At 66.5% G+C, this 20222-nt stretch carries 17 protein-coding genes and 1 tRNA gene; 9 read left to right on the forward strand and 9 right to left on the reverse strand.

Features of this window, described 5'->3' with window-relative positions:
• Position 1: 1 nt before the first annotated feature.
• The 3 genes from VJV41_RS05980 (at position 2) to VJV41_RS05990 (ending at position 3966) form a co-directional block, all read left to right on the forward strand.
• The gene (locus tag VJV41_RS05980) at positions 2-601 is read left to right on the forward strand and encodes an enoyl-CoA hydratase-related protein (protein WP_325332265.1); all 600 of its coding nucleotides are present in this window, start codon (positions 2-4) and stop codon (positions 599-601) included.
• 234 nt (positions 602-835) lie between these two features.
• Positions 836-3640 (forward strand): aminotransferase class I/II-fold pyridoxal phosphate-dependent enzyme, encoded by a 2805-nt coding sequence (locus VJV41_RS05985; RefSeq protein WP_325332112.1) that lies wholly within the window; start codon positions 836-838, stop codon positions 3638-3640.
• Positions 3641-3684: 44 nt separating this feature from the next.
• Positions 3685-3966 (forward strand): hypothetical protein, encoded by a 282-nt coding sequence (locus tag VJV41_RS05990; protein ID WP_325332114.1) that lies wholly within the window; start codon positions 3685-3687, stop codon positions 3964-3966.
• On the opposite strand, the gene VJV41_RS05995 is transcribed toward VJV41_RS05990, so the two are convergent.
• Entirely contained in the window at positions 3956-4165 is a 210-nt protein-coding gene (locus tag VJV41_RS05995; protein ID WP_325332116.1) for a three-helix bundle dimerization domain-containing protein, read from the reverse strand. The two genes, VJV41_RS05990 and VJV41_RS05995, sit on opposite strands and share 11 nt — an antisense overlap.
• Positions 4166-4811: 646 nt before the next feature.
• Between VJV41_RS05995 and VJV41_RS06000 the strand changes: the two genes are divergently transcribed.
• Positions 4812-5246 carry a DUF4383 domain-containing protein gene (locus tag VJV41_RS06000; RefSeq protein WP_325332267.1) on the forward strand — a complete coding sequence of 145 codons (435 nt, stop codon included), beginning with the start codon at positions 4812-4814 and terminating at the stop codon, positions 5244-5246.
• Here the strand turns inward: VJV41_RS06000 and VJV41_RS06005 are convergent.
• The 5 genes from VJV41_RS06005 to VJV41_RS06025 all read right to left on the reverse strand — a co-directional run bounded on the left by VJV41_RS06005 (position 5243) and on the right by VJV41_RS06025 (position 9430).
• Complete coding sequence (locus VJV41_RS06005) at positions 5243-6181, reverse strand: Ppx/GppA phosphatase family protein (protein WP_325332118.1); 939 nt, start codon at positions 6179-6181, stop codon at positions 5243-5245. The two genes, VJV41_RS06000 and VJV41_RS06005, sit on opposite strands and share 4 nt — an antisense overlap.
• Positions 6178-6669, reverse strand: coding sequence for a DUF501 domain-containing protein (locus VJV41_RS06010; RefSeq protein ID WP_325332269.1), 492 nt, complete (start codon positions 6667-6669; stop codon positions 6178-6180). Before VJV41_RS06010 ends, VJV41_RS06005 begins: the two co-directional genes overlap by 4 nt.
• A complete protein-coding gene (locus VJV41_RS06015; RefSeq protein ID WP_325332120.1) occupies positions 6662-7294 on the reverse strand; it encodes a septum formation initiator family protein in 633 nt (210 codons plus the stop codon). The genes VJV41_RS06010 and VJV41_RS06015 overlap by 8 nt, the downstream gene beginning before the upstream one ends.
• 3 nt (positions 7295-7297) lie before the next feature.
• Positions 7298-8620 (reverse strand): phosphopyruvate hydratase, encoded by a 1323-nt coding sequence (eno, locus tag VJV41_RS06020; protein ID WP_325332122.1) that lies wholly within the window; start codon positions 8618-8620, stop codon positions 7298-7300.
• 78 nt (positions 8621-8698) lie between these two features.
• On the reverse strand, positions 8699-9430 hold the full coding sequence (locus tag VJV41_RS06025; RefSeq protein WP_325332124.1) for a lytic transglycosylase domain-containing protein: 732 nt from the start codon (positions 9428-9430) through the stop codon (positions 8699-8701).
• Between the two features lie 172 nt (positions 9431-9602).
• On the opposite strand from VJV41_RS06025, the gene efeU reads away from it, so the two are divergent.
• The 3 genes from efeU to efeB are packed head-to-tail and all read left to right on the forward strand — an operon-like array spanning position 9603 to position 12956.
• Entirely contained in the window at positions 9603-10517 is a 915-nt protein-coding gene (gene efeU / locus VJV41_RS06030; RefSeq protein ID WP_325332126.1) for an iron uptake transporter permease EfeU, read from the forward strand.
• The gene (gene efeO, locus VJV41_RS06035) at positions 10514-11665 is read left to right on the forward strand and encodes an iron uptake system protein EfeO (protein ID WP_325332128.1); all 1152 of its coding nucleotides are present in this window, start codon (positions 10514-10516) and stop codon (positions 11663-11665) included. The genes efeU and efeO overlap by 4 nt, the downstream gene beginning before the upstream one ends.
• Positions 11646-12956, forward strand: a complete 1311-nt coding sequence (gene efeB, locus VJV41_RS06040; RefSeq protein ID WP_414684891.1) for an iron uptake transporter deferrochelatase/peroxidase subunit — start codon at positions 11646-11648, stop codon at positions 12954-12956. The genes efeO and efeB overlap by 20 nt, the downstream gene beginning before the upstream one ends.
• A 15-nt stretch (positions 12957-12971) precedes the next feature.
• Here efeB and VJV41_RS06045 read toward each other — a convergent pair whose 3' ends face one another.
• The 3 genes from VJV41_RS06045 to VJV41_RS06055 all read right to left on the reverse strand — a co-directional run bounded on the left by VJV41_RS06045 (position 12972) and on the right by VJV41_RS06055 (position 18490).
• Complete coding sequence (locus VJV41_RS06045; protein WP_325332132.1) at positions 12972-14147, reverse strand: nucleoside triphosphate pyrophosphohydrolase; 1176 nt, start codon at positions 14145-14147, stop codon at positions 12972-12974.
• The gene (gene mfd / locus VJV41_RS06050) at positions 14144-17809 is read right to left on the reverse strand and encodes a transcription-repair coupling factor (protein WP_325332134.1); all 3666 of its coding nucleotides are present in this window, start codon (positions 17807-17809) and stop codon (positions 14144-14146) included. The genes VJV41_RS06045 and mfd overlap by 4 nt, the downstream gene beginning before the upstream one ends.
• 75 nt (positions 17810-17884) lie before the next feature.
• Positions 17885-18490, reverse strand: coding sequence for a TetR/AcrR family transcriptional regulator (locus VJV41_RS06055; protein WP_325332271.1), 606 nt, complete (start codon positions 18488-18490; stop codon positions 17885-17887).
• 174 nt (positions 18491-18664) lie between these two features.
• On the opposite strand from VJV41_RS06055, the gene VJV41_RS06060 reads away from it, so the two are divergent.
• Positions 18665-18736 (forward strand) — tRNA-Gln (locus tag VJV41_RS06060).
• Position 18737: 1 nt separating this feature from the next.
• Complete coding sequence (glmU, locus tag VJV41_RS06065) at positions 18738-20213, forward strand: bifunctional UDP-N-acetylglucosamine diphosphorylase/glucosamine-1-phosphate N-acetyltransferase GlmU (protein ID WP_325332136.1); 1476 nt, start codon at positions 18738-18740, stop codon at positions 20211-20213.
• Positions 20214-20222: the final 9 nt, after the last annotated feature.

Genomic DNA, 20222 nt, shown 5'->3' on the forward strand with positions numbered 1-20222 from the left:
GCTGGTCGACGCGTGGGACCGTTTCCGCGCCGACGACGACGCGCTCGTCGGAGTCCCGACCGGAGCGGGCGATCATGCCTTCTGCGCAGGCGGTGACCTGAAGGCGGCATTCGCCGGCGAGCTCGAGGTCGACGCCAGCCCGGCCGACGGCGTGCTGGGCCCGTCGCGATGGATCGACATCTACAAACCCACCATCGCGGCGATCAATGGCGTCGCGTACGCAGGCGGGTTGGAGTGGGCGTGCTGGACCGACCTGGCCATCGCTGACGAGCGTGCGACCTTCGGGGTGACATGCCGACGGTGGAACATCGGCCTCGTCAACGACGTCGTACCCGAAGGCACCTGCCTACCGCGGGCGGTCGAGCTCGCGCAAACCATCGCCCAACTCCCCCAGCCGGCGCTGCGCACCGACATCGAAGCCGCCCGCACCGGCCAGGGCCGGCCACTGGAGGACGGGCTGCGCATCGAAGCGCAATGCTTCAACCGGTCGATCGCCGCGTCGGAAACCTTCGAAGGCCTACGCCAGTTCAACGAGCGCGACCACCCGGACCGTCGCGCCGATGCAGAGCCGCTCACTCCAGGCCTCGCCCGCTCGGTCTGAGCCGCCCGAGGGCACCTCCGGTCGTCCTAGCATCGAGATTGCACACACGGTCGTTCAGCGACGAACAGCCCTGTACGCAATCTCGCTCCTAGCTACTCGGCAATGGCTTTCCTCCGACCGGCGACACCACTTCCCAGCGAGTCGTCGTTACGCGATGGACGCGTAGCGTTCGTTTGCTGCTCGCCTGCCGGTGGTAGTTGCTCTGACACGCTTGACCCGTCGAAAGGGTCTGCTGTGAGCGATAATTCGCGTGCATATAACAGTGTCTGGCAATTGCGGAGCGACGCCTGGTGCAGGCTGGAGGAGGCCGCCGACCGGCTCACCAAGCCGACGACGAACGCCGAGCTCAAGGAAACCTACGCCGCGATCTGCAGGGATCTGCTGGCCAGCCTGACGCCGCTCGAACCGTATTGGGCGTATCCGGGCACGCCGCAGTTCTCGCGCGTGTCACGACTTTTCTCTGCGGGCAGCTACGACAAGTTCGCCAACGCGGTCACGCGGATCAATCGCGCGCTGACCGCCGAGTCCTACCGCACGGGTGATGTCCAGAATGCGGGCCTCGACGACCACGACATGTTCGGAACCGACCCGCGCCAACTCGAACACCAGCCGGTGACCCAGCGCGATCAGCCGTACTTCGAGGTGCTGGTCGTCGAGTCGATGACCGAAGCCCAGGAACGCGCGCTGCGCAAGGAAGTTCGCAGCTGGCGACGCCCCGACGACGAGTTCGTCTACGAGCTGGTTGTGGTGTCCAGCGGCGACGAGGCGCTGATCGCCGCGCGCCTGAATGTCAACCTTCAGGCCGTCGTCATCCGCCGCCGCTTCTCCCATCAGTCCACCCGCGACCTTTCGACGCTGGCGGAGTTCGTCGACACCAAGATCTCCGACGAACTCGACGACCACAAGTCACCCGACGAGCGCGCGGAGATCCTCGCGACATCTTTGGCGCAGCTGCGGCCCGAGTTGGACCTGTATCTGATGACCGAGATCGAGGTCGAGGACATCGCGGGCCGGCTGGGTCAGCAGTTCCGCCGGGTATTCCATGCGCGCGAGGGCGTGCTCGAGCTGCACCTGTCGATCCTGCACGGTGTGGCGGCGCGCTACCGCACCCCGTTCTTCAGTGCGCTCAAGCAGTACAGCCACCGCCCGACCGGTGTCTTCCACGCGCTGCCGATCTCGCAGGGCAAATCGATCGTCAATTCGCACTGGATCAAGGACATGGTCGGCTTCTACGGCCTCGACGTGTTCATGGCCGAGACGTCGGCCACCTGCGGTGGTTTGGACTCCCTGCTCGAACCGACCGGACCGTTACGCGAGGCCCAAGACCTGGCCGCCGAGGCGTACGGGTCAAGGCACACGTACTTCGTCACCAATGGGACCTCGACGGCCAACAAGATCGTCACCCAGTCTCTGGTGGCACCCGGCGACATCGTGCTGCTCGACCGCAACTGCCATCAGTCCCACCACTACGGAATGATGCTGGCGGGCGCACAGGTCATCTACCTCGAGGCCTATCCGCTGCCCAACTACTCCATGTACGGCGCGGTTCCGCTGCAGGAGATCAAGTCAAAGCTGTTGGCGCTCAAGCGCGCAGGGAAGCTTGACCGCGTCAAGATGATCTCGCTGACCAACTGCACGTTCGACGGCATCGTCTACGACGTCAGCCGGGTGATGGAAGAGTGCCTGGCCATCAAACCCGATCTGGTCTTCCTGTGGGATGAGGCATGGTTCGCGTTCGCACGCTTCCATCCGGTGTACCGCAACCGGACCGCGATGGCAGCGGCGCGGGCGCTACGAGAGAAGTTGGCCGACAAGGATTACAAGCAACAGTTCGAGGCGACGCTCGAGGCCGACGCGAACCGACCGCCGACCGACGACGAGCTGATGAACCGCCGGCTGATGCCGGACCCGGCCAAGGCGCGCGTGCGCGTCTACGCCACCCAGTCGACGCACAAGACGCTGACGTCGCTGCGGCAGGGCTCGATGATCCACGTCTTCGACCAGGACTTCGACCAGAAGGTCGCCGAGCCGTTCCACGAGGCCTACATGGCACACACGTCGACTTCGCCGAACTACCAGATCCTGGCCTCCCTCGACCTTGGCCGCCGACAGGTCGCCCTGGAAGGCGTCGAATTGGTGCAGCGGCAGATCGAGAACGCGATGCAACTGCGGGACGCGATCGACAACCACCCGCTGCTGAGCCGCTACATGACCTGCCTGCGCACCTCGGACCTGATCCCCGACGAGTTCCGGCCGTCGGGCATCGCACAGCCGCTGCGGTCCGGTCTGCGCAACATGATGGCGGCGTGGGACCGCGACGAGTTCGTACTCGATCCGTCGCGGATCACATTGTCGATCGGCCGCACTGGTTACGACGGGGATACCTTCAAGCGCGAGCAGTTGATGGACCGCCACGGCGTGCAGATCAACAAGACGTCACGCAACACCGTGCTGTTCATGACGAACATCGGGACCACCCGCAGCTCGGTGGCGTTCCTGGTGGAGGTGCTGGTCAAGATCGCCCGTGAGCTCGACGAACACATCTCGGAGATGGGGCTGGGCGAACGGGGCCGGTTCGAGCAGCGGGTGCGGCGACTGACCGCCTCGTCGGCGTCACAACCAGACTTCAGCGGATTCCACGATGTGTTCCGGGACCACACCGGTGCCGAGGCCACGCCCGAGGGCGATGTGCGGCGCGCCTTCTACCTGTCGTACAACGACGCCAACTGTGAGTACCTGACCGGCGACGAGATCTTCGACAAACTCGACGCCGGGATCGACGTGGTGTCGGCGACGTTCGTGACTCCGTATCCGCCCGGCTTCCCGGTGCTGGTGCCCGGTCAGGTGTTCAGCCGCGAGATCCTGACATTCCTCCGCGATCTGGACACGCCAGAAATCCACGGCTACCAACCGGATTTCGGCTTCCGGGTGTACACCGAAAAGGCGATCGAAGCGTGCATGCCCGTCAGCGCTCTCGTCATCAATGGGCATCACCCGCTGCCCGCAGAACCGCCGGAGCCTGCACCGGTCCAGACATAGCCCCCGAGTCGCCCGCCGCCGGTAGCTCGGTTACCGTGTTCGCGATGGCAACTCTCAGCGTTTCCACAGACGATGCGTCCGCGCGAGCGTCCGACGCGCTGCAGGCCGCGTATTTCCGCAGCGCACTCGCCGACTACCGCGCGGTGCTCGTCGCCAAGATTTCACGGCAAGGCGCCAAGCTGAACGCGATGTCAGGCAAGGCCGACCCAATGGCGATCAGCCGGATGCGGCGTCAGATGCGGGAAAACGAAGCCGAACATCAGCGCCTCGACAGCATGATCGCGGCCATCGATCGCCGCTTCTCGGCATCGTGGGCTAGCCGGTAAGAGCGCCGAGCCGGTCAAGCTCGAGCTTGGCGTGGCGTTCGACCAGCAACGGAATGAAGTCGCGCAGCGGCCTGCCCTCGAATTTGGAGTGCACGTCTTGGACCACTGCCGCCACCGTGGTCTCCGAAATCGTCGGATAACGATTCGTCAGACGCACGACAACTTGGTCAATGATCGTCTGTTCGCTCAACTCGATCACCCCAGTAGTTTCTCGCCCGTTCACCAAACCGTCAACTTATGCAGACGACGCCAAATGGCAGCGGCAGACATCAAGCCTGTCGCGGTGATCGGGTGGGGCCCAAGCGATTCCGAATCGCCAGTAACTTAGGGCGTGCCCGGCGAACAGTCTTTATTTCCAAAGTGAATGGAACCATCGTCATGCGGGCATATGTTGATATGCGTCCAGTCGGGCGGTCAGAGCAACAGAGGGAGTTGATCTGAGATGCGAGTTTCAGAAGCCAAGGCGGGTTCGGGTTGTACCTGTCATTGCAATGCCTGCGATAACGGTCACCACTGCGGAAACCCGCCCAACTGCAACGTTAAGAAGTAACTGCGCGGCGGCACGGCCGCCTGTCAGCAGCAAATAGCACCGCGGGCCTTGGCGCCGCGGGTTCAGTCGTGTTTACGCACCGTTCTCTTGGGTACTTGATCGTCCCGTACTCGAGAAGGGGCGACGATGGCAACCGCCGACAACTGGCTGCAATTCGGCCACGCCACGACGCCGGTGTCGGTGACCCGGAACACGGCCCGACGACCGCCAGCCCGGTTAACCGCGCGACGGCCGGGGTATTTCTCTTGCGTCAATAGGCCAGGGAGGTGAGGCGAAGGTGACAGCTCCCAAGTACATGGCGGTGCAGGGCGCCGCGATGATCGTCGGTGCCGGCTTCATCCTGGTCGGCATCCTCGGTTTCATCCCGGGTGTGACGACCGACTTCGACCACCTGGACTGGGCCGGACACCATTCCGGCGCCATGCTGTTCGGGGTCTTCGCCGTCTCCGGCCTCCACAACGTGATGCATTTGGCCCTCGGCGTCCTGGGACTCGCGATGGCCCGAACGTATGCGGCTGCACGTGCATACTTCCTCGGCGGAGGGCTGCTCTACCTGGGTCTATGGGTGTACGGCATCGTCATCGACGGCGGCAGCAGCGCCAACTTCATGCCTGTCAACGCGGCCGACAACTGGCTGCATTTCGGCCTTGGTGCGGGCATGGTGCTGCTGGGCGTGACCCTTGCCGGACAGCACGACCCGACGAAGCGGCGCGCGAAGGTGCGGACCTAGGCGATCGACAGCGCGATGCCGTCGAGGATGTCGTGCTCGCTGACCACCAGCCGATCGATCCCGGCCCGCTGGCCCAGCGCATACGCCAGCTCCTCGACGATGATCGCGCCGCCACCGATGACGTCGACGCGCCCCTCATGCATCGGCCCGAGCGCCGCGCGTTGTTGCCGCGTCATCCCGATCAGCTCGTCGCATACCCGCAACAGGTCGTCGAACCCGACCTTCGACAGGTGGATCGCCTCCGAGTCGTAGGTCGTCATCTGCTGCGCCAGGGCAGAAATCGTGGTCATCGTGCCGGCCACCCCCACCCACGTGTGAGCCCGCTCGACGGGCACCGTACGCAGCGCCTCCCCCAGCCGTTCCCGGACGACCTCACGCGCGGCGGCGATCTCGACCGCGGTCGGCGGGTCGGAATGCAGGCATCGCTCGGTCAGCCGCACGCAGCCGATGTCGGCGGAGAAACTGGCCTGCACATCGCGCTCGCCGAGCACCACTTCGGTCGAGCCGCCGCCGAGGTCCACGACCACGAAAGGCGCTGACGCAGGGTCTAGTTCGTCGACCGCGCCGTGGAAGGACAGCGCCGCCTCCTCGGTGCCGGTGATCACCTCGGCCACCGTGCCCGCGATGACGGTGCCGAGCACCTCTGCCGTCATCGCGAAGAACTCGTCGCGGTTACCGGCGTCCCGGGCGGCCGACGTCGCCACCATCCGCACCTTGGACACCTCATAACTGCGCATCAACTCCGCGTAATCGCACAGCGCCGACTTTGTGCGCGCGATCGCATCGGGCGCGAATTGCCCTGTGGCGTCGACACCTTGGCCCAACCGGACGATGCGCATTTCGCGATGTACGTCGCCCAGCCGGCCGTCGACCTTGTCGGCGATCAACAGCCGGATCGAGTTCGTTCCACAATCGACGGCGCCGACCCTGCTCACGTCCACCTCTTTCTGTCCAAGATGCCCGCCATCGCCGGCTCTTCCGCCAACACCGCCAGCGCCTCGTCCCCCAAAGGATTCACACCCGGCCCCTTGGCCAGCGAATGCGCGATCAGCACATGCAGACACTTGACCCGGTCGGGCATGCCGCCGCCGGAAAACGTTGTGCCAAGCGGTTCTATCGCGTCGCGCTCGGCCAGATACGACTCGTGCGCCCGCCGATATGCCGCGGCCAGTTCCTGGTCCTGACCCAGCCGTTCGGTCATGTCGCGCATCAGACCTTCCGATTCCAGTCTGCTGGCCGCTGCGGTGAGCCCCGGATGGGTCAGGTAGTACAGCGTCGGAAACGGTGTTCCGTCGGGCAGTCTCGGCGCCGTCTTCACGACGCCGGGCTGGCCGTTCGGGCACCGGTAAGCGATCTCGAGCACGCCGCGGGGCTCGCGACCCAATTGCCGCGCCACGGCGTCCAGATCGGCCGCGTCAACCACCGGGGGCAGGCGCACTTGGCGGCACAGCGGGTGGCGCGTCGGGCGCGATGGTGGGCGAAACACCATGCGGCGCATCGGCGATCGTGTGCCACAGCGACGTGTACCACGGCTCGTCGGGGTTCTTCGCCGGTGCATCGGCGCCTGGCGTACCCGGTATCGCGCCGTTGGCCGGCAGCTGGACCTGGTACGGAATGTCGCCGGGCATCACGAAGCCCAGCCGCTCCCGTGCCTGCGCCGCGATGAACACCGGATCGCCGAGCTTGACCTTCTGCTGTTCGAGATCGGCGATCTGCCCGCGCAGCTGCGCCTCGGTGGCCTCGAGCTGCTTCATCTCCGTACGCTGCGCGAAATACGTGCGCACCGGACCTGCGATGGTCAGGGTCAGCACACAGATGAGTGCGGCAAGGATCGCGGCCCGCCGCGCCGCCGAGCCGAATCGCTGCTCGGACTGCTGCTCGGCCGACACCACGATCGATTCCCGGATGGCGTCCGGCGTCCTGGTCTCCTGGGTCTCCTGCGTCGGCTTCGACTCGGCCGCGCGCGGCTGCCGACGCGCCGGTGCCGCTCCTCGCGGCCGGGGCGCCGGGGACCGTCGCTTCGGATCGGGCCGTTTCGCTTCGGGCACAGGCTATTTGGCCTCGCTGTCCGCTCTTCGCGCAAGCGGCTCATCGCCGACCGAAAAGCGCGGGAACGCCAGGTCGCCCGCGTACCGGGCGGCGTCACCGAGGGTCTCCTCGATGCGCAGCAGCTGGTTGTACTTGGCTACCCGCTCGCTACGAGCCGGTGCGCCGGTCTTGATCTGGCCGCTGCCCACCGCGACGGCAAGGTCGGCGATCGTGGTGTCCTCGGTCTCGCCGCTGCGGTGGCTCATCATCGTGCGGTAGCCGCTGTTGTGCGCCAGGGCCACCGCGTCCAGTGTCTCGGTGAGCGTGCCGATCTGGTTTACCTTCACCAAAAGTGCGTTGGCGGCGCCCTTGTCGATGCCCTCTTCGAGACGCTCAGGGTTCGTGACGAACAGGTCGTCGCCGACCAGCTGGACGCGGTCACCGATCGCGGTCGTCAGCGCCACCCAGCCGTCCCAGTCGTCCTCCGAGAGTGGGTCCTCGATCGACACCAGCGGATACGAATCGATCAAGCCGGCGTAGAACTCCGACATCTGCTCGGCGGTGCGGGTCTCCTGCTCGAAGCTGTAACCCGTTCCCGCGGTGAAGAATTCGGTGGCGGCGACGTCGAGCGCCAGGGCGACGTCGGAGCCCGGCTTCAAACCGGTGGCCTCGATGGCGCTCAGGATCAGGTCCAATGCGGCCTTGGTGCCGGCAACGTCGGGCGCGAACCCTCCCTCGTCGCCAAGTCCGGTGGCCAGCCCCTGCTGCTTGAGCACCGACTTCAGCGAGTGATACACCTCGGCGCCCCACCGCAGCGACTCCTTGAAGTTGGGCGCACCGATCGGCGCGACCATGAACTCCTGTACGTCGACGCCGGTGTCGGCGTGCGCGCCGCCGTTGAGGATGTTCAGCATCGGCACCGGCAGGATGTGGGCGTTGGGCCCGCCGAGGTAGCGGAACAACGGCAGCGCGGCCGACTCCGCGGCGGCCTTGGCCACCGCGAGCGAAACTCCGAGGATCGAGTTGGCGCCCAGCCGAGACTTGTCCGGGGTGCCGTCGAGGTCGACGAGCGCCTGGTCGACCAGCCGCTGATCATCGGCGCTGAGCCCGATGACGGCCGGCGCGATCTCGTCGAGCACGGCCTGCACAGCCTTGTCGACGCCCTTGCCGCCGTAGCGGGCCCCGCCGTCGCGCAGTTCGACGGCCTCATGCTCGCCGGTGGACGCGCCCGACGGCACGGCGGCGCGCGCGAATGTGCCGTCCAGCAGGGCCACCTCGACCTCGACCGTCGGGTTGCCACGCGAGTCGAGGATCTCTCGGGCTCCGACCTGCTCGATGATGGGCACTGGCGCCTCCTTGGTCTTGAACTGCACGGGCCTGGGACTCGACGTTGAGCCTAGAGCGTGGGCGTAGGCGCGGCGTGTTTAGAGGGGGTGTCCGTCGGCGTAGGCCGTCGCCCAGTCCCGCACGGTGCGGGCGTACTGGTCGGACAGGTTGTAGGCGCGCAGCGCGTTCATCCAGCCGCGCGGTGTGGCCATGTCCTTGCCGCGCCAGCACAGATAGCCGGCAGCCGACAGCGCCGCGTCGTCGAAATTGTCCGGGCTGATGATGCCGTCGTTGTTGGCGTCGACGCCGTAGAGCCGCCACGTCTCGGGGATGAACTGCATCGGCCCCATCGCGCGGGCGTACTCCGGGTCGCCGTCGAGGTGGCCGCCGTCGTTGTCGACGATCTCCAGGTTGCCGTTCGTACCGTCGAGGCGAACTCCGCGGATGGGCGGGGTCACGTCGCCATTCCGGGCGATGACCGCGCCGCGATAGGTGCCACTGTGGCTTTCCACCTGACCGATTCCGGCCAGCGTTGTCCACGCGAGATGACAGTTCGGGTTCTCCACCTCGGCGACGCGCGCAGCGTACGCGTAGGCCTCCAGCGCCTCGACTGGCATGCCGAGCGCCGGCGCGCGTTCAGCGGCCCATTCGTGCAGCTGATCGGCGGGCCTGCCCTTGGCGTGGGTGTCGATCTTGGGCACCGGAGCGCCCGCGGGCGGCGGCACACCGTCAGGGATCGGGGTGCCCAATTGCCACGAACAACTCGAAGCCATCAGCAGCGCTGTCGCCCCGATCACCGCGACAGCCCGCAGCCAACGCACTGGCGACACCGGACTCCCTCAAACCCACTCTGGTCATTGCCATCGTCCCACGCGTTTCGACTGGATCGACAACCTCCGCCGGGCGTGTACCGTGCCGACCCGAGCACTGCTAAGGTGAGCCACACCTTGGTTTGGCAAGCCAAAGCAAACAGTGCAGATCTGGCGTAGCGAGGACAAGTTGATGACTACCGGTACGGACTTCGGTGTCAGCGTTCAGGCCGCTGCACCCAACGTGACGTCGCAGCTGTTCGGGAGCGGTTTGATTGGTCTGCGCGAGGGCCTCGAGGCGGCCATCGTCGTCACGATCCTGGTGGCCTTTCTGGTCAAGGCGCAGCGCCGCGATGCACTCAAGTGGGTCTGGCTCGGGGTCGCCGCAGCAATCGTCATGACGGTCGCGGTGTTCCTCACAATTCAATTTTCCGCCTACACGATCAGCGGGCTGGGCGCCGAAGCCATCGCCGGTATTGCGTCTGTGATTGCCGTGGCGATCGTGACGACGATGGTGCTCTGGATGAGGACGGCCGCCGCGGGGTTGTCCGGCGAACTGCGCACCGGCATGGCGCGCGCACTGGAGACCGGCTCGCTGGCCGTACTGGCCCTGGCGTTTCTTGCGGTCGGACGCGAGGGCGTGGAGACCGCGCTGTTCATGGTCGGCTACGCCGAGGCCGAAACCGCTTGGCCCTTGGTCGGTTTGGTGATCGGTGTGCTGGTGGCCGCGGCGATCGCCTACGGCATGTACGTCGGCGCAGTGCGGATCAACCTGGGCAAGTTCTTCAAGTACACCGGGATCTTCCTCATCGTCGTCGCCGCGGGAATCCTCTCCTACGGCGTCGGCGCGCTGCAGACCGTCGGCTGGTTGCCGGGGCTGGGCAGCAAGGCATTCGACCTCAGCTCGTGGTTCAACTGGTCGTCCTGGTACGGCCAGATCATCCAGGGCGCTTTCAACGTCACGCCCACTCCGACAGTGCTGCAGCTGACGGTATGGCTCGCGTACCTCGTCATCGTGCTGGCGATCTTCGTGCGCCCGATCAAGGCGCCGGCCAAACCCGAGACTTCACCCGAACCCACCACCACACCCGAAAGGTCCACTACGTGAAGTTCCATACCTCGCTCGCCGCGCTGACGGCCGCGCTGGCCGCGTTCGCGCTGACGAGCTGTCAGGCCAAAGAAGACAAGTCCGCCGGCGACAGCAAGGGCCCCGCGGAGATCACCGTCAACGCGTCGGACAACGCGTGCGAGCTGTCGGGCACCGAAAACTCCACGGGACCAGCCACTTTCGTGATTACCAACAATGGCACCAAGGTCACGGAGTTCTACGTCTACGGCGAGGGCGAGCGGGTGATGGGCGAGGTGGAGAACATCTCCCCCGGCCTGCAGCGCAAGCTGATCGTGCAGCTGGCCGAGCCCGGCACGTACCAGACCGCGTGCAAGCCGGGCATGGTCGGCGACGGCATCCGCTCGGACTTCAAGGTCACCGGCGAAGCCGTGAAGGTCGACGACGAGGGCAAATTCAAAGAGGCGTCCGACAGCTACAAGCGCTACGTGAACAGCCAGACCGACACGCTCATCGCGGCGACCCAGGTGTTCGTCGATGCGGTCAAGAAGGGCGACGTCGCCGGCGCAAAGGCGCAGTACCCGATCGCCCGCACCTACTACGAGCGCATTGAGCCGGTGGCCGAGTCGTTCCCCAATGACCTCGATCCCCGTATCGACCAGCGCGAGGCCGACCTGGAGCCCGGGCAGAAGTGGACCGGCTTCCACCGGTTGGAGAAAGACCTGTGGGTCACGGGACTGCAGCCCGACAGCAACGCGATGGCCGACCAGCTGATGGCCGATGTCAAAGAACTGAACGACGGCGTAAAGGCCCCCGACTACAAGATCGACTCCACCCAGATCGCCGGCGGTGCGCAGGGCCTGCTCGACGAGGTCTCGTCCAGCAAGATCAGCGGCGAAGAGGACATCTTCAGCCACACCGACCTGTGGGACTTCAAGGCCAACGTCGAGGGTTCGCAGACGGCGGTCGCCTCGGTGCGGCCGATCCTCGATGAGCGCAACGCCGAACTCGGCAAGAAGGTGGACCAGCGGTTCGCCGAGGTCGAGGCGCTGCTCGAAAAATACCGTCAGGGTGACGGTTTCGTGTCCTATGACAAGGTGACCGAGCCGCAGCGCCAGGAGCTGTCGCGTGCCATCGACGGCCTGTCGAAGGAAGTAAGTCAGGTGCAAGGTGTCATCGCTCCCCAATGATCCTGTGACGGAACCGGATCCGCCGCGCGCAGGCCTGTCGCGTCGCAAGCTGTTCGGCGCGGCGGGAGTGACCGCCGCGGTGGTCGGTGCTGCGGGTGCGGGCGCACTTGCCGGCCGGGCGTCGGCGGCCAGCGCGGAGTTCGGCGGACTGGACCAACCGGTTCCGTTCCGCGGCGAGCGCCAGGCGGGCATCACTACGCCGCAGCAGGACCGGATGCACTTCTGCTCCTTCGACGTCACCACTGACAACCGCGACGACGTCATCGCTTTACTCAAGCAGTGGACCGAGATGGCCGAGCGGATGACGCAGGGCCATGATGCGGTGCCGGACGGTGCTATCGGGGGCAATCCCTATGCGCCGCCGGACGATACGGGCGAGGCACTCGGGTTGCCTGCGTCGGCGTTGACGCTGACGATCGGGTTTGGTCCGTCGTTCTTCGTCAAGGACGGCAAGGACAGGTTCGGGATCGCTTCTCAGCGCCCCGCCGGGTTGGCCGATCTGCCGAAGTTCACCAACGAGATCCTCGATCCCGCCAAGTGCGGGGGCGACATCTGCGTGCAGGCGTGCGCGCATGACCCTCAGGTCGCCGTGCACGCCATCCGCAACCTGGCCCGCGTCGGGTTCGGCACAGTCGCGGTGCGGTATTCGCAACTCGGGTTCGGTCGGACATCCTCAACCACACGTGCACAGTCCACCCCGCGAAACATGCTCGGGTTCAAGGACGGAACGAACAACATCAAGGCCGAGGACACCGAAGTCCTGGACAAGAATGTCTGGGTTCAGAAGGGTGACGGGCCTGACTGGCTGGCCGGCGGTACCTACCTGGTGACGCGGCGCATCCGAAATCGCATCGAGGCGTGGGACCGCACCACGCTGCTCGAGCAGGAGCGGGTGATCGGCAGGCACAAGGGCAGCGGCGCGCCCAACGGTTACGACGATGAGTTCGCACAAGTGGACTTCGATATCAAGGACGCCAAGGGCACACCGCTGGTCGATGTCGACGCGCATATCCGGTTGGTGGCACCCGAACATGTCGGCGGGGTGAAGATGCTGCGCCGCGGCTACAACTTCACCGACGGTTCCGACGGCTTCGGGCACCTCGATGCCGGGCTGTTCTTCATCGCGTTCGTGCGGAGCCCCACCACGAACTTCATTCCGGTGCTTGCGCAGATGTCGGGCGACGCGCTCAACGAGTACATCTTCCATACGGGCACAGCTGTTTTCGCGTGCCCGCCGGGGCTGCGGGAGGGTGACTCGTCGGCCTACTGGGGTTCGACGCTGTTCGACTGAGGGTGTTTCCGCTGCCTAAGCGGTGAACTTCGCGTCGGGCGTCTCGCGCGACTCGCCCTCGGCGTCCTCGACCGAATCCTCTTCGGTCGAGGCCTCCCCGGTCGAATCGTCTTCGGGCGACTGCTCGGGCACTTCGACCGGCGAGGGTTCGGGCACGTCCACCGGACCTGGCTCCGGAACATCAGCCGGCGTCGGCTCCGGGATGCGATCGGGCGCAGGCGCGGTGTCTTCGGCCTGGGCATCGTCGGCTTCGGGCGCGGCGGCAGACGGCCAGTACGCTCGCCACTCATCCTCGGTGACCTGACCGAGCTGCGCGACGTCCAGTTCCTCGGGGACGTCCTCGCCGCGACGTCCCGCCGCGATCACATGCTCGACGCGACGCACGGTGTCCATGAACTCCAAAACCGATGACCGCAAGGCATTCTCCGCGTCAAAGTGCGCGGCCACACTGACCGACGTCATCGATTCCGGGATCAGATCCGCCGGCAACCCGGCAGCCGACACTCGCTCAATAACCTTCTGCGCCAATGCCAATGCGGGCTGCGCGGTCGGTACATCGTCGATCGACGAGTTCCTCGACTTCTCTAAGGCCTTGCGCTCCTCCCACTGAGCCAGCTGCTCATCCAGTGAGATCGGCTCCCCCGCAAGCACGGCGGGCACCCTGTTACCGAGCTTTCGCACCAGCGAGTCGGCGACGTCGTCAATGGTGAACGGGTGCTGCGGCGCGTCCTCGGCGATGCGCGCGTGAAACAGCACCTGCAGCAACACGTCTCCGAGCTCCTCACGCAGCTCGTCGGCGTTCCCGCTGTGCACGGCGTCGAACACCTCGTAGGTCTCCTCCAGCAGATAGCGGCGCAGCGAGTCATGCGTTTGCTCGCTTTCCCACGGCCCAGAGGTACGCAGCTTGTCCATCATCGCCACCGCGTCGACCAGTCGCTCGCCCGGCGCAGCCTCGGGCGCCGCGATCAGTCGGTCGCCGGCGGCCAGACGTGACTTCACTGCAGGATGATCAGGATCGGACGACAGCAACACCGGGGCGTCATCACCGTCATATGCCGGGCGGGCCGCGGGTAGCGACCACGGCACCTTGACTGGCATCTCCTCGGTGTATTGAACGTCACCGGTCAGCAAGTCAATCGCCTCGACGGGAACCAGCGAAGGGCGGCGAGGATCGACCAGGACGACTGTCATGTCGCCCGTCGCTTGTCACTCATTTCCCCACCTCCGAATTTCGTTATATCAACACCTTCCAGGGGTTTCCCATCGAGGGCCAACACCAACCCGGCCACCATTGCCAGGAGTTCAAGATCACGAATCCGCGGTGCCCCAACGCCGGAACCCGCGCGAGGGATCGGCACCTGTACCGTCGTCGTCGTCGCCCGGTAGTTCGCACCCGGGTACATCCGCTTGAGGCGTAGTTGCTGCGAATCGGCCAACGGCAGCGGCGACAGCCGCAGTGTCGACTCGGATATCGCGCTGATTTCGGTGATCCCGTAGTGGCGGAGCAGCAATCGCAGCCGCGCTACAGCAACCAATCGCTGCGCCGCCGAAGGCAGCGGCCCATATCGGTCGATCAGCTCTTCGATGACGGCGTCCACCGCGGCGTCGTCCGCAGCCGCGGCCAACCGCCGATACCCCTCCAGCCGCAGCCGGTCGCTGGCAATGTAGTCCGGTGGCAGATGCGCGTCGACCGGAAGGTCGATTCGTACATCCTTCGGTTCCTCAACGGACGTAACGGTTTTCCCGTCGGCCGCCGCGCGATACGCCTCGACGGCCTCGCCGACCAGCCGGACGTACAGGTCGAATCCGACGCCTGCGACGTGGCCGGATTGCTCAGCGCCGAGGACGTTGCCTGCGCCTCGGATCTCGAGATCTTTCATCGCGACGGCCATGCCCGCGCCGAGCTCGTTGTTTTGGGCGATCGTCGCGAGCCGGTCGTAAGCCGTCTCTGTCAACGGCGCCTCGGGTGGATACAGGAAATAGGCGTAGCCACGCTCGCGGCTGCGGCCGACGCGGCCACGCAACTGATGTAGCTGCGAGAGGCCGAAGGTGTCGGCGCGCTCGACGATCAACGTGTTCGCGTTGGAGATGTCCAGACCCGTCTCGACGATCGTCGTGCACACCAAAATGTCGTATTCACGGTTCCAGAAGCCCTCGACCGTGCGCTCCAGCTGCTCCTCGGGCATCTGCCCGTGCGCGACGACGACGCGCGCCTCCGGCACCAGCTGGCGCACCTTGGCGGCGGCCTGGTCGATCGACCGCACCCGGTTGTGGATGTAGAAGGCCTGCCCGTCGCGCAGCATTTCCCGTCGCAAGGCCGCTGCGACCTGCTTGTCGTCGTGCGGCCCGACGTAGGTGAGCACCGGGTAGCGCTCCTCGGGCGGAGTCAGGATCGTCGACATCTCGCGAATCCCGGCCAGGCTCATCTCCAGCGTGCGCGGAATCGGGGTGGCGCTCATCGTCAGCACGTCGACATGGGTGCGCATCGACTTGATGTGCTCCTTGTGCTCGACGCCGAACCGCTGCTCCTCGTCGACCACGACCAGGCCGAGGTCTTTCCAGGTCACACCGGTCTGCAGCAGCCGGTGCGTGCCGATCACGATGTCGACGCTGCCATCCTTCATGCCGTCGAGCGCGGCACGCGACTCGGCCGGGTCGGTGAACCGCGAGAGCCCCTTGACCGTGATCGGGAAGCCGGCCATCCGCTCGGAGAAGGTTTGCAGATGCTGGTCGGCCAGCAGTGTCGTCGGCACCAGCACCGCCACCTGTTTGCCGTCCTGCACCGCCTTGAACGCCGCCCGCACCGCGATCTCGGTCTTGCCGTAGCCGACGTCGCCGCAGATCACCCGGTCCATCGGGACCGGCTTTTCCATGTCGGACTTGACCTCGGTGATCGCGGTCATCTGGTCGACGGTCTCGGTGAAGCCGAACGCGTCCTCCATCTCGGCCTGCCACGGGGTGTCGGGGCCGAACGCGTGGCCCGCCGACGCCTGCCGCTTGGCGTACAGCGACACCAGCTCCGCGGCGATCTCCCTGACGGCACTGCGCGCGCGGCTTTTCGTGTTGGTCCAGTCGCTGCCGCCGAGGCGGCTCAAGGTCGGTGACTCACCGCCGACATATCGGGACAGCTGGTCCAGGGAGTCCATCGGGACGTAGAGCCGGTCCGACCCGCCGCCGCGTTTGGCCGACGCGTATTCCAGCACCAGGTATTCGCGGCGGGCACCGCCGACCACCCGCTCGGTCATTTCGACGAACCGGCCGATGCCGTGCTGGTCGTGCACCACCAGATCGCCCGCGGTCAGCGCCAGCGGGTCGACGACGTTGCGGCGCTTGGCGGCCAGCCGCTTGCCTTCAGTGGCGGTGGCACGATTGCCGGTCAGGTCGGTTTCGGTGATCACGACGAGGTTGGCTCCACCGATCACCACGCCGTCGTGCAGCGGGCCCTTGAGCACACCGACGACGCCCTCCTTAGGCGTTGCGCCGCCCTCCAAAAAGGTTGCGGGAATGTCGGATTCACCCAGTTGCTCGATGACGCGGTGCGCGGTGCCGGTGCCGGGGGTGACGACGGCGGCATAGCCACCGGTAGCGACGTGGGCGCGCAGCATCGCGAAGATCTCGGCTTGAAAGTCTGGGTTGGGCTGCGCCCTGCGCGCCGACGGCGCGGGCCGGATGTTCAGCTCCAGCGCCGACTCATCGCTCAACTGCGACAGCGTCCACCACGGGTGACCGCCCTCGCGGGCCGAGGCGCGGGCGTCGTCGAGGTCGACGAATCCTGACGCGCCAAGCGCCTCGATGTCGATCGGCACGTCGCCACCGACTGCCGCCGTCGACCACGAGGCTTCGAGGAATTCACGGCCGGTCTTGATCAGGTCGGCGGCGCGGGTGCGGACCTTCTCCGGGTCGCAGATCAGCAGCGGGGTTCCGTCAGGCAGGTGGGCCGACAGGGTCGTCAAGTCGGTGGGCCGAAGCAGCGGCAGCAGGGCCTCCATACCGTCGACCGGGATGCCCTCGGCCAGCTTGGCCAGCATGTCGGGCACGCTGCCCGGCACGCTGTTCTCCTGCACCGGGTGCTCGGCGGCCAGCTTGGCGGCCACGTCGCGGACGTCGTCGGTGAGCAGCACTTCGCGGCACGGCACCGCAATAAGATGGTCGACGGCGATCTCGGCGATGGAGCGCTGATCGGCCACGGAGAACATCCGCATTTCGGAGACTTCGTCGCCCCAGAACTCGACGCGCACCGGATGCTCGGCGGTCGGGGGGAAGACATCGAGGATGCCGCCGCGGACCGCGAATTCGCCGCGCTTGCCGACCATATCGACGCGGGTGTAGGCCAGATGGACGAGCCGCGCGATGACGGCATCGAATGTCGCCTCCGCGCCGAGGGCCAGTGTCACCGGCTCGATATCCGCCACGTCGGGGGCCATCGGCTGCAGCAGCGACCGCGTCGTCGTGACCACGACCCGCAGTGGCGGCCCGAGGCGTTCGTCGTCGGGTTGGGCGAGCCGGCGCAGCAGCATCAGCCGTGCGCCAACGGTGTCGACGCCTGGCGAGAGCCGCTCGTGCGGCAGCGTCTCCCACGACGGGAACATCGCGACGGCGTCCCCGAACACGCCGCGCAATTCGGCGGTCAGGTCGTCGGCTTCGCGCCCGGTCGCGGTGACCACGAGCAGCGGACCGGCCTGCGCCAGCGCGGCCGCGACGAAGACCCGGGCGGCAGCCGGGCCGACGAGGGCAAGGTCGACGAGTCTGTCGGCGGCCCGGCGCGCGGCGTCTTGTAAAGAGGGATCTCGCAGCGCCAGGTCAACCAGCCCCGCGATCGGGGTCTGGACATGGGCGATCCCCGATGCGGTCATGATGCGTCCATCCTAGGCAGGAGACGAATCGGCGGCTCGCCGCCGGCTACCGAAGTGGTTGTCGGAGCGGGCAAATCACTCGTCGAGCAGCTGCGGGTCGTCCTCGAGGTGCATCAGCCCGTTCCAACACAGATTCACCAGATGCGCGGCCACCACTTCTTTCTTCGGCTCGCGCACGTCGAGCCACCACTGTGCGGTCATCGACACCGAACCCACGAGCGCCTGGGCGTACAGCGGCGCCATATCGGGGTCGAGGCCGCGGCGGGAGAAGTCACCGGCCAGGATCGACGACACCTGGTTGACGGCCTCGTTGAGCAGCGTGGAGTAGGTGCTGCCCGACGTGATGGCCGCCGGGGAGTCACGAATAAGGATGCGGAAACCGTCGGTGCGTTCATCGACGTAGGTCAGCAGCGCCAGCGCGACCCGCTCGATACGCAGCCGCGACCGATTGTTGGTCATCCTGGTCAGCGAGGATGTGATGCCGTCGAGCAACGCCGACATCTCGCGGTCGACCACGACGGCGTAGAGCCCTTCCTTGCCGCCGAAATGCTCGTAGACGACGGGTTTGGACACATTGGCGCGCTGGGCGATCTCCTCGATCGACGTGCCCTCGTATCCGCGCTCCGCGAACAGCGTCCGTGCGACGTCGATGAGCTGGTGGCGCCGCTCCGTGCCGGTCATCCTGGCTCGGGGCGCACGCACTTCCTTCTCGGGCGCTGGCACGCCCTTCAGCGTATCTTTCGGCGTTGCCGCTGCGGTGGCGGCGCGAAGTACTCGCACTTTTGCGCCCAGGGCGCAGAGTGAACGGCGGATCGGGCCCATCGGCGCATTCGACTAGCATCACGAGTTGATCAGTCCGTCGTGGTGTAATCGGCAGCACCTCTGATTTTGGTTCAGATAGTTCAGGTTCGAGTCCTGGCGACGGAGCGTGACCAACCAGCGTGGCGAGGCCGCGGTCCTGGTCCTGGCGGCCGGGGCCGGCACCCGCATGCGATCGGATACCCCCAAGGTGCTGCACACCTTGGCGGGGCGCAGCATGCTGGCGCACGCACTGCACGCGGTCGCCGAAGTGGCGCCGCAGCACCTTGTCGTGATCGTCGGTAAGGACCGGGAACGCGTCGCTCCGGCGGTCGAGCAGCTGGCCGGTGACCTTGGCCGCAGCATCGACATCGCGGTGCAGGACCAACAGCTCGGCACCGGGCACGCCGTCGGCTGCGGACTGTCGGCCCTGCCCGACGACTTTGCCGGCCTTGTCGTCGTGACCTCGGGCGACGTCCCGCTGCTGGACGCCGACACGCTGGCCGACCTGATCGCCACCCATGCCGCCGCGCCGGCCGCAGCGACCGTGCTCACCACCACGCTGGCCGACCCGACCGGCTACGGCCGCGTCCTACGCACCCAGGACGGTGAGGTCATCGGCATCGTCGAGCAGGCCGACGCCAGCCCGTCGCAGCAGGCCATCACAGAGGTCAACGCTGGTGTCTACGCGTTCGACATCGCGGCGCTGCGCTCGGCGCTGAGCCGGCTGCGGTCGGACAACGCCCAGCAGGAGCTCTACCTCACCGACGTGATCGCGATCGTGCGCTCCGACGGCCACATCGTGCGGGCACAGCACGTCGACGACTCCGCACTGGTCGCCGGTGTCAACGACCGGGTCCAGCTGGCCGAGTTGGGCGCCGAGCTCAACCGCCGCATCGTCGCCGCGCATCAGCGGGCCGGTGTGACGATCACCGACCCGGCGACTACCTGGATCGACGTCGACGTGACCATCGGGCGCGACACCGTCGTCCATCCCGGCACGCAGCTGCTGGGCACCACTGCGGTCGGGAGACGCTGCCAGATCGGCCCGGACACCACGCTGACCGACGTCGTCGTCGGCGACGAGGCGGCGGTGGTACGCACCCACGGCGGCCAGTCGACGATCGGTGACGGCGCGGCCGTCGGGCCGTTCGCTTATCTGCGCCCGGGCACCGTGCTGGGCGCCGACGGCAAGCTCGGCGCGTTCGTCGAGACGAAGAACTCCACCATCGGCACCGGCACGAAGGTGCCGCACCTGACCTACGTCGGCGACGCGGATATCGGCGAGCACAGCAACATCGGCGCGTCGAGCGTGTTCGTCAACTACGACGGAGAGAACAAGAGCCGCACCACGATCGGCTCGCATGTGCGAACCGGGTCCGACACCATGTTCGTCGCGCCGGTCAATGTCGGCGACGGCGCGTATACCGGCGCGGGCACAGTGGTGCGTGAGGACGTGCCGCCGGGAGCGTTGGCCGTATCGGCGGGGCCGCAGCGCAACGTCGAGGGCTGGGTTTCGCGCAAGCGGCCCGGATCCGAAGCCGATAAAGCTGCCCGCCGCGCCGCTGGCGAACAAGCGGAGTCCGAAGACGATCGCAAGTCGTGAGCCGGTTGC

Source organism: Mycobacterium sp., from assembly GCF_035274705.1.
GTDB lineage: Bacteria > Actinomycetota > Actinomycetes > Mycobacteriales > Mycobacteriaceae > Mycobacterium.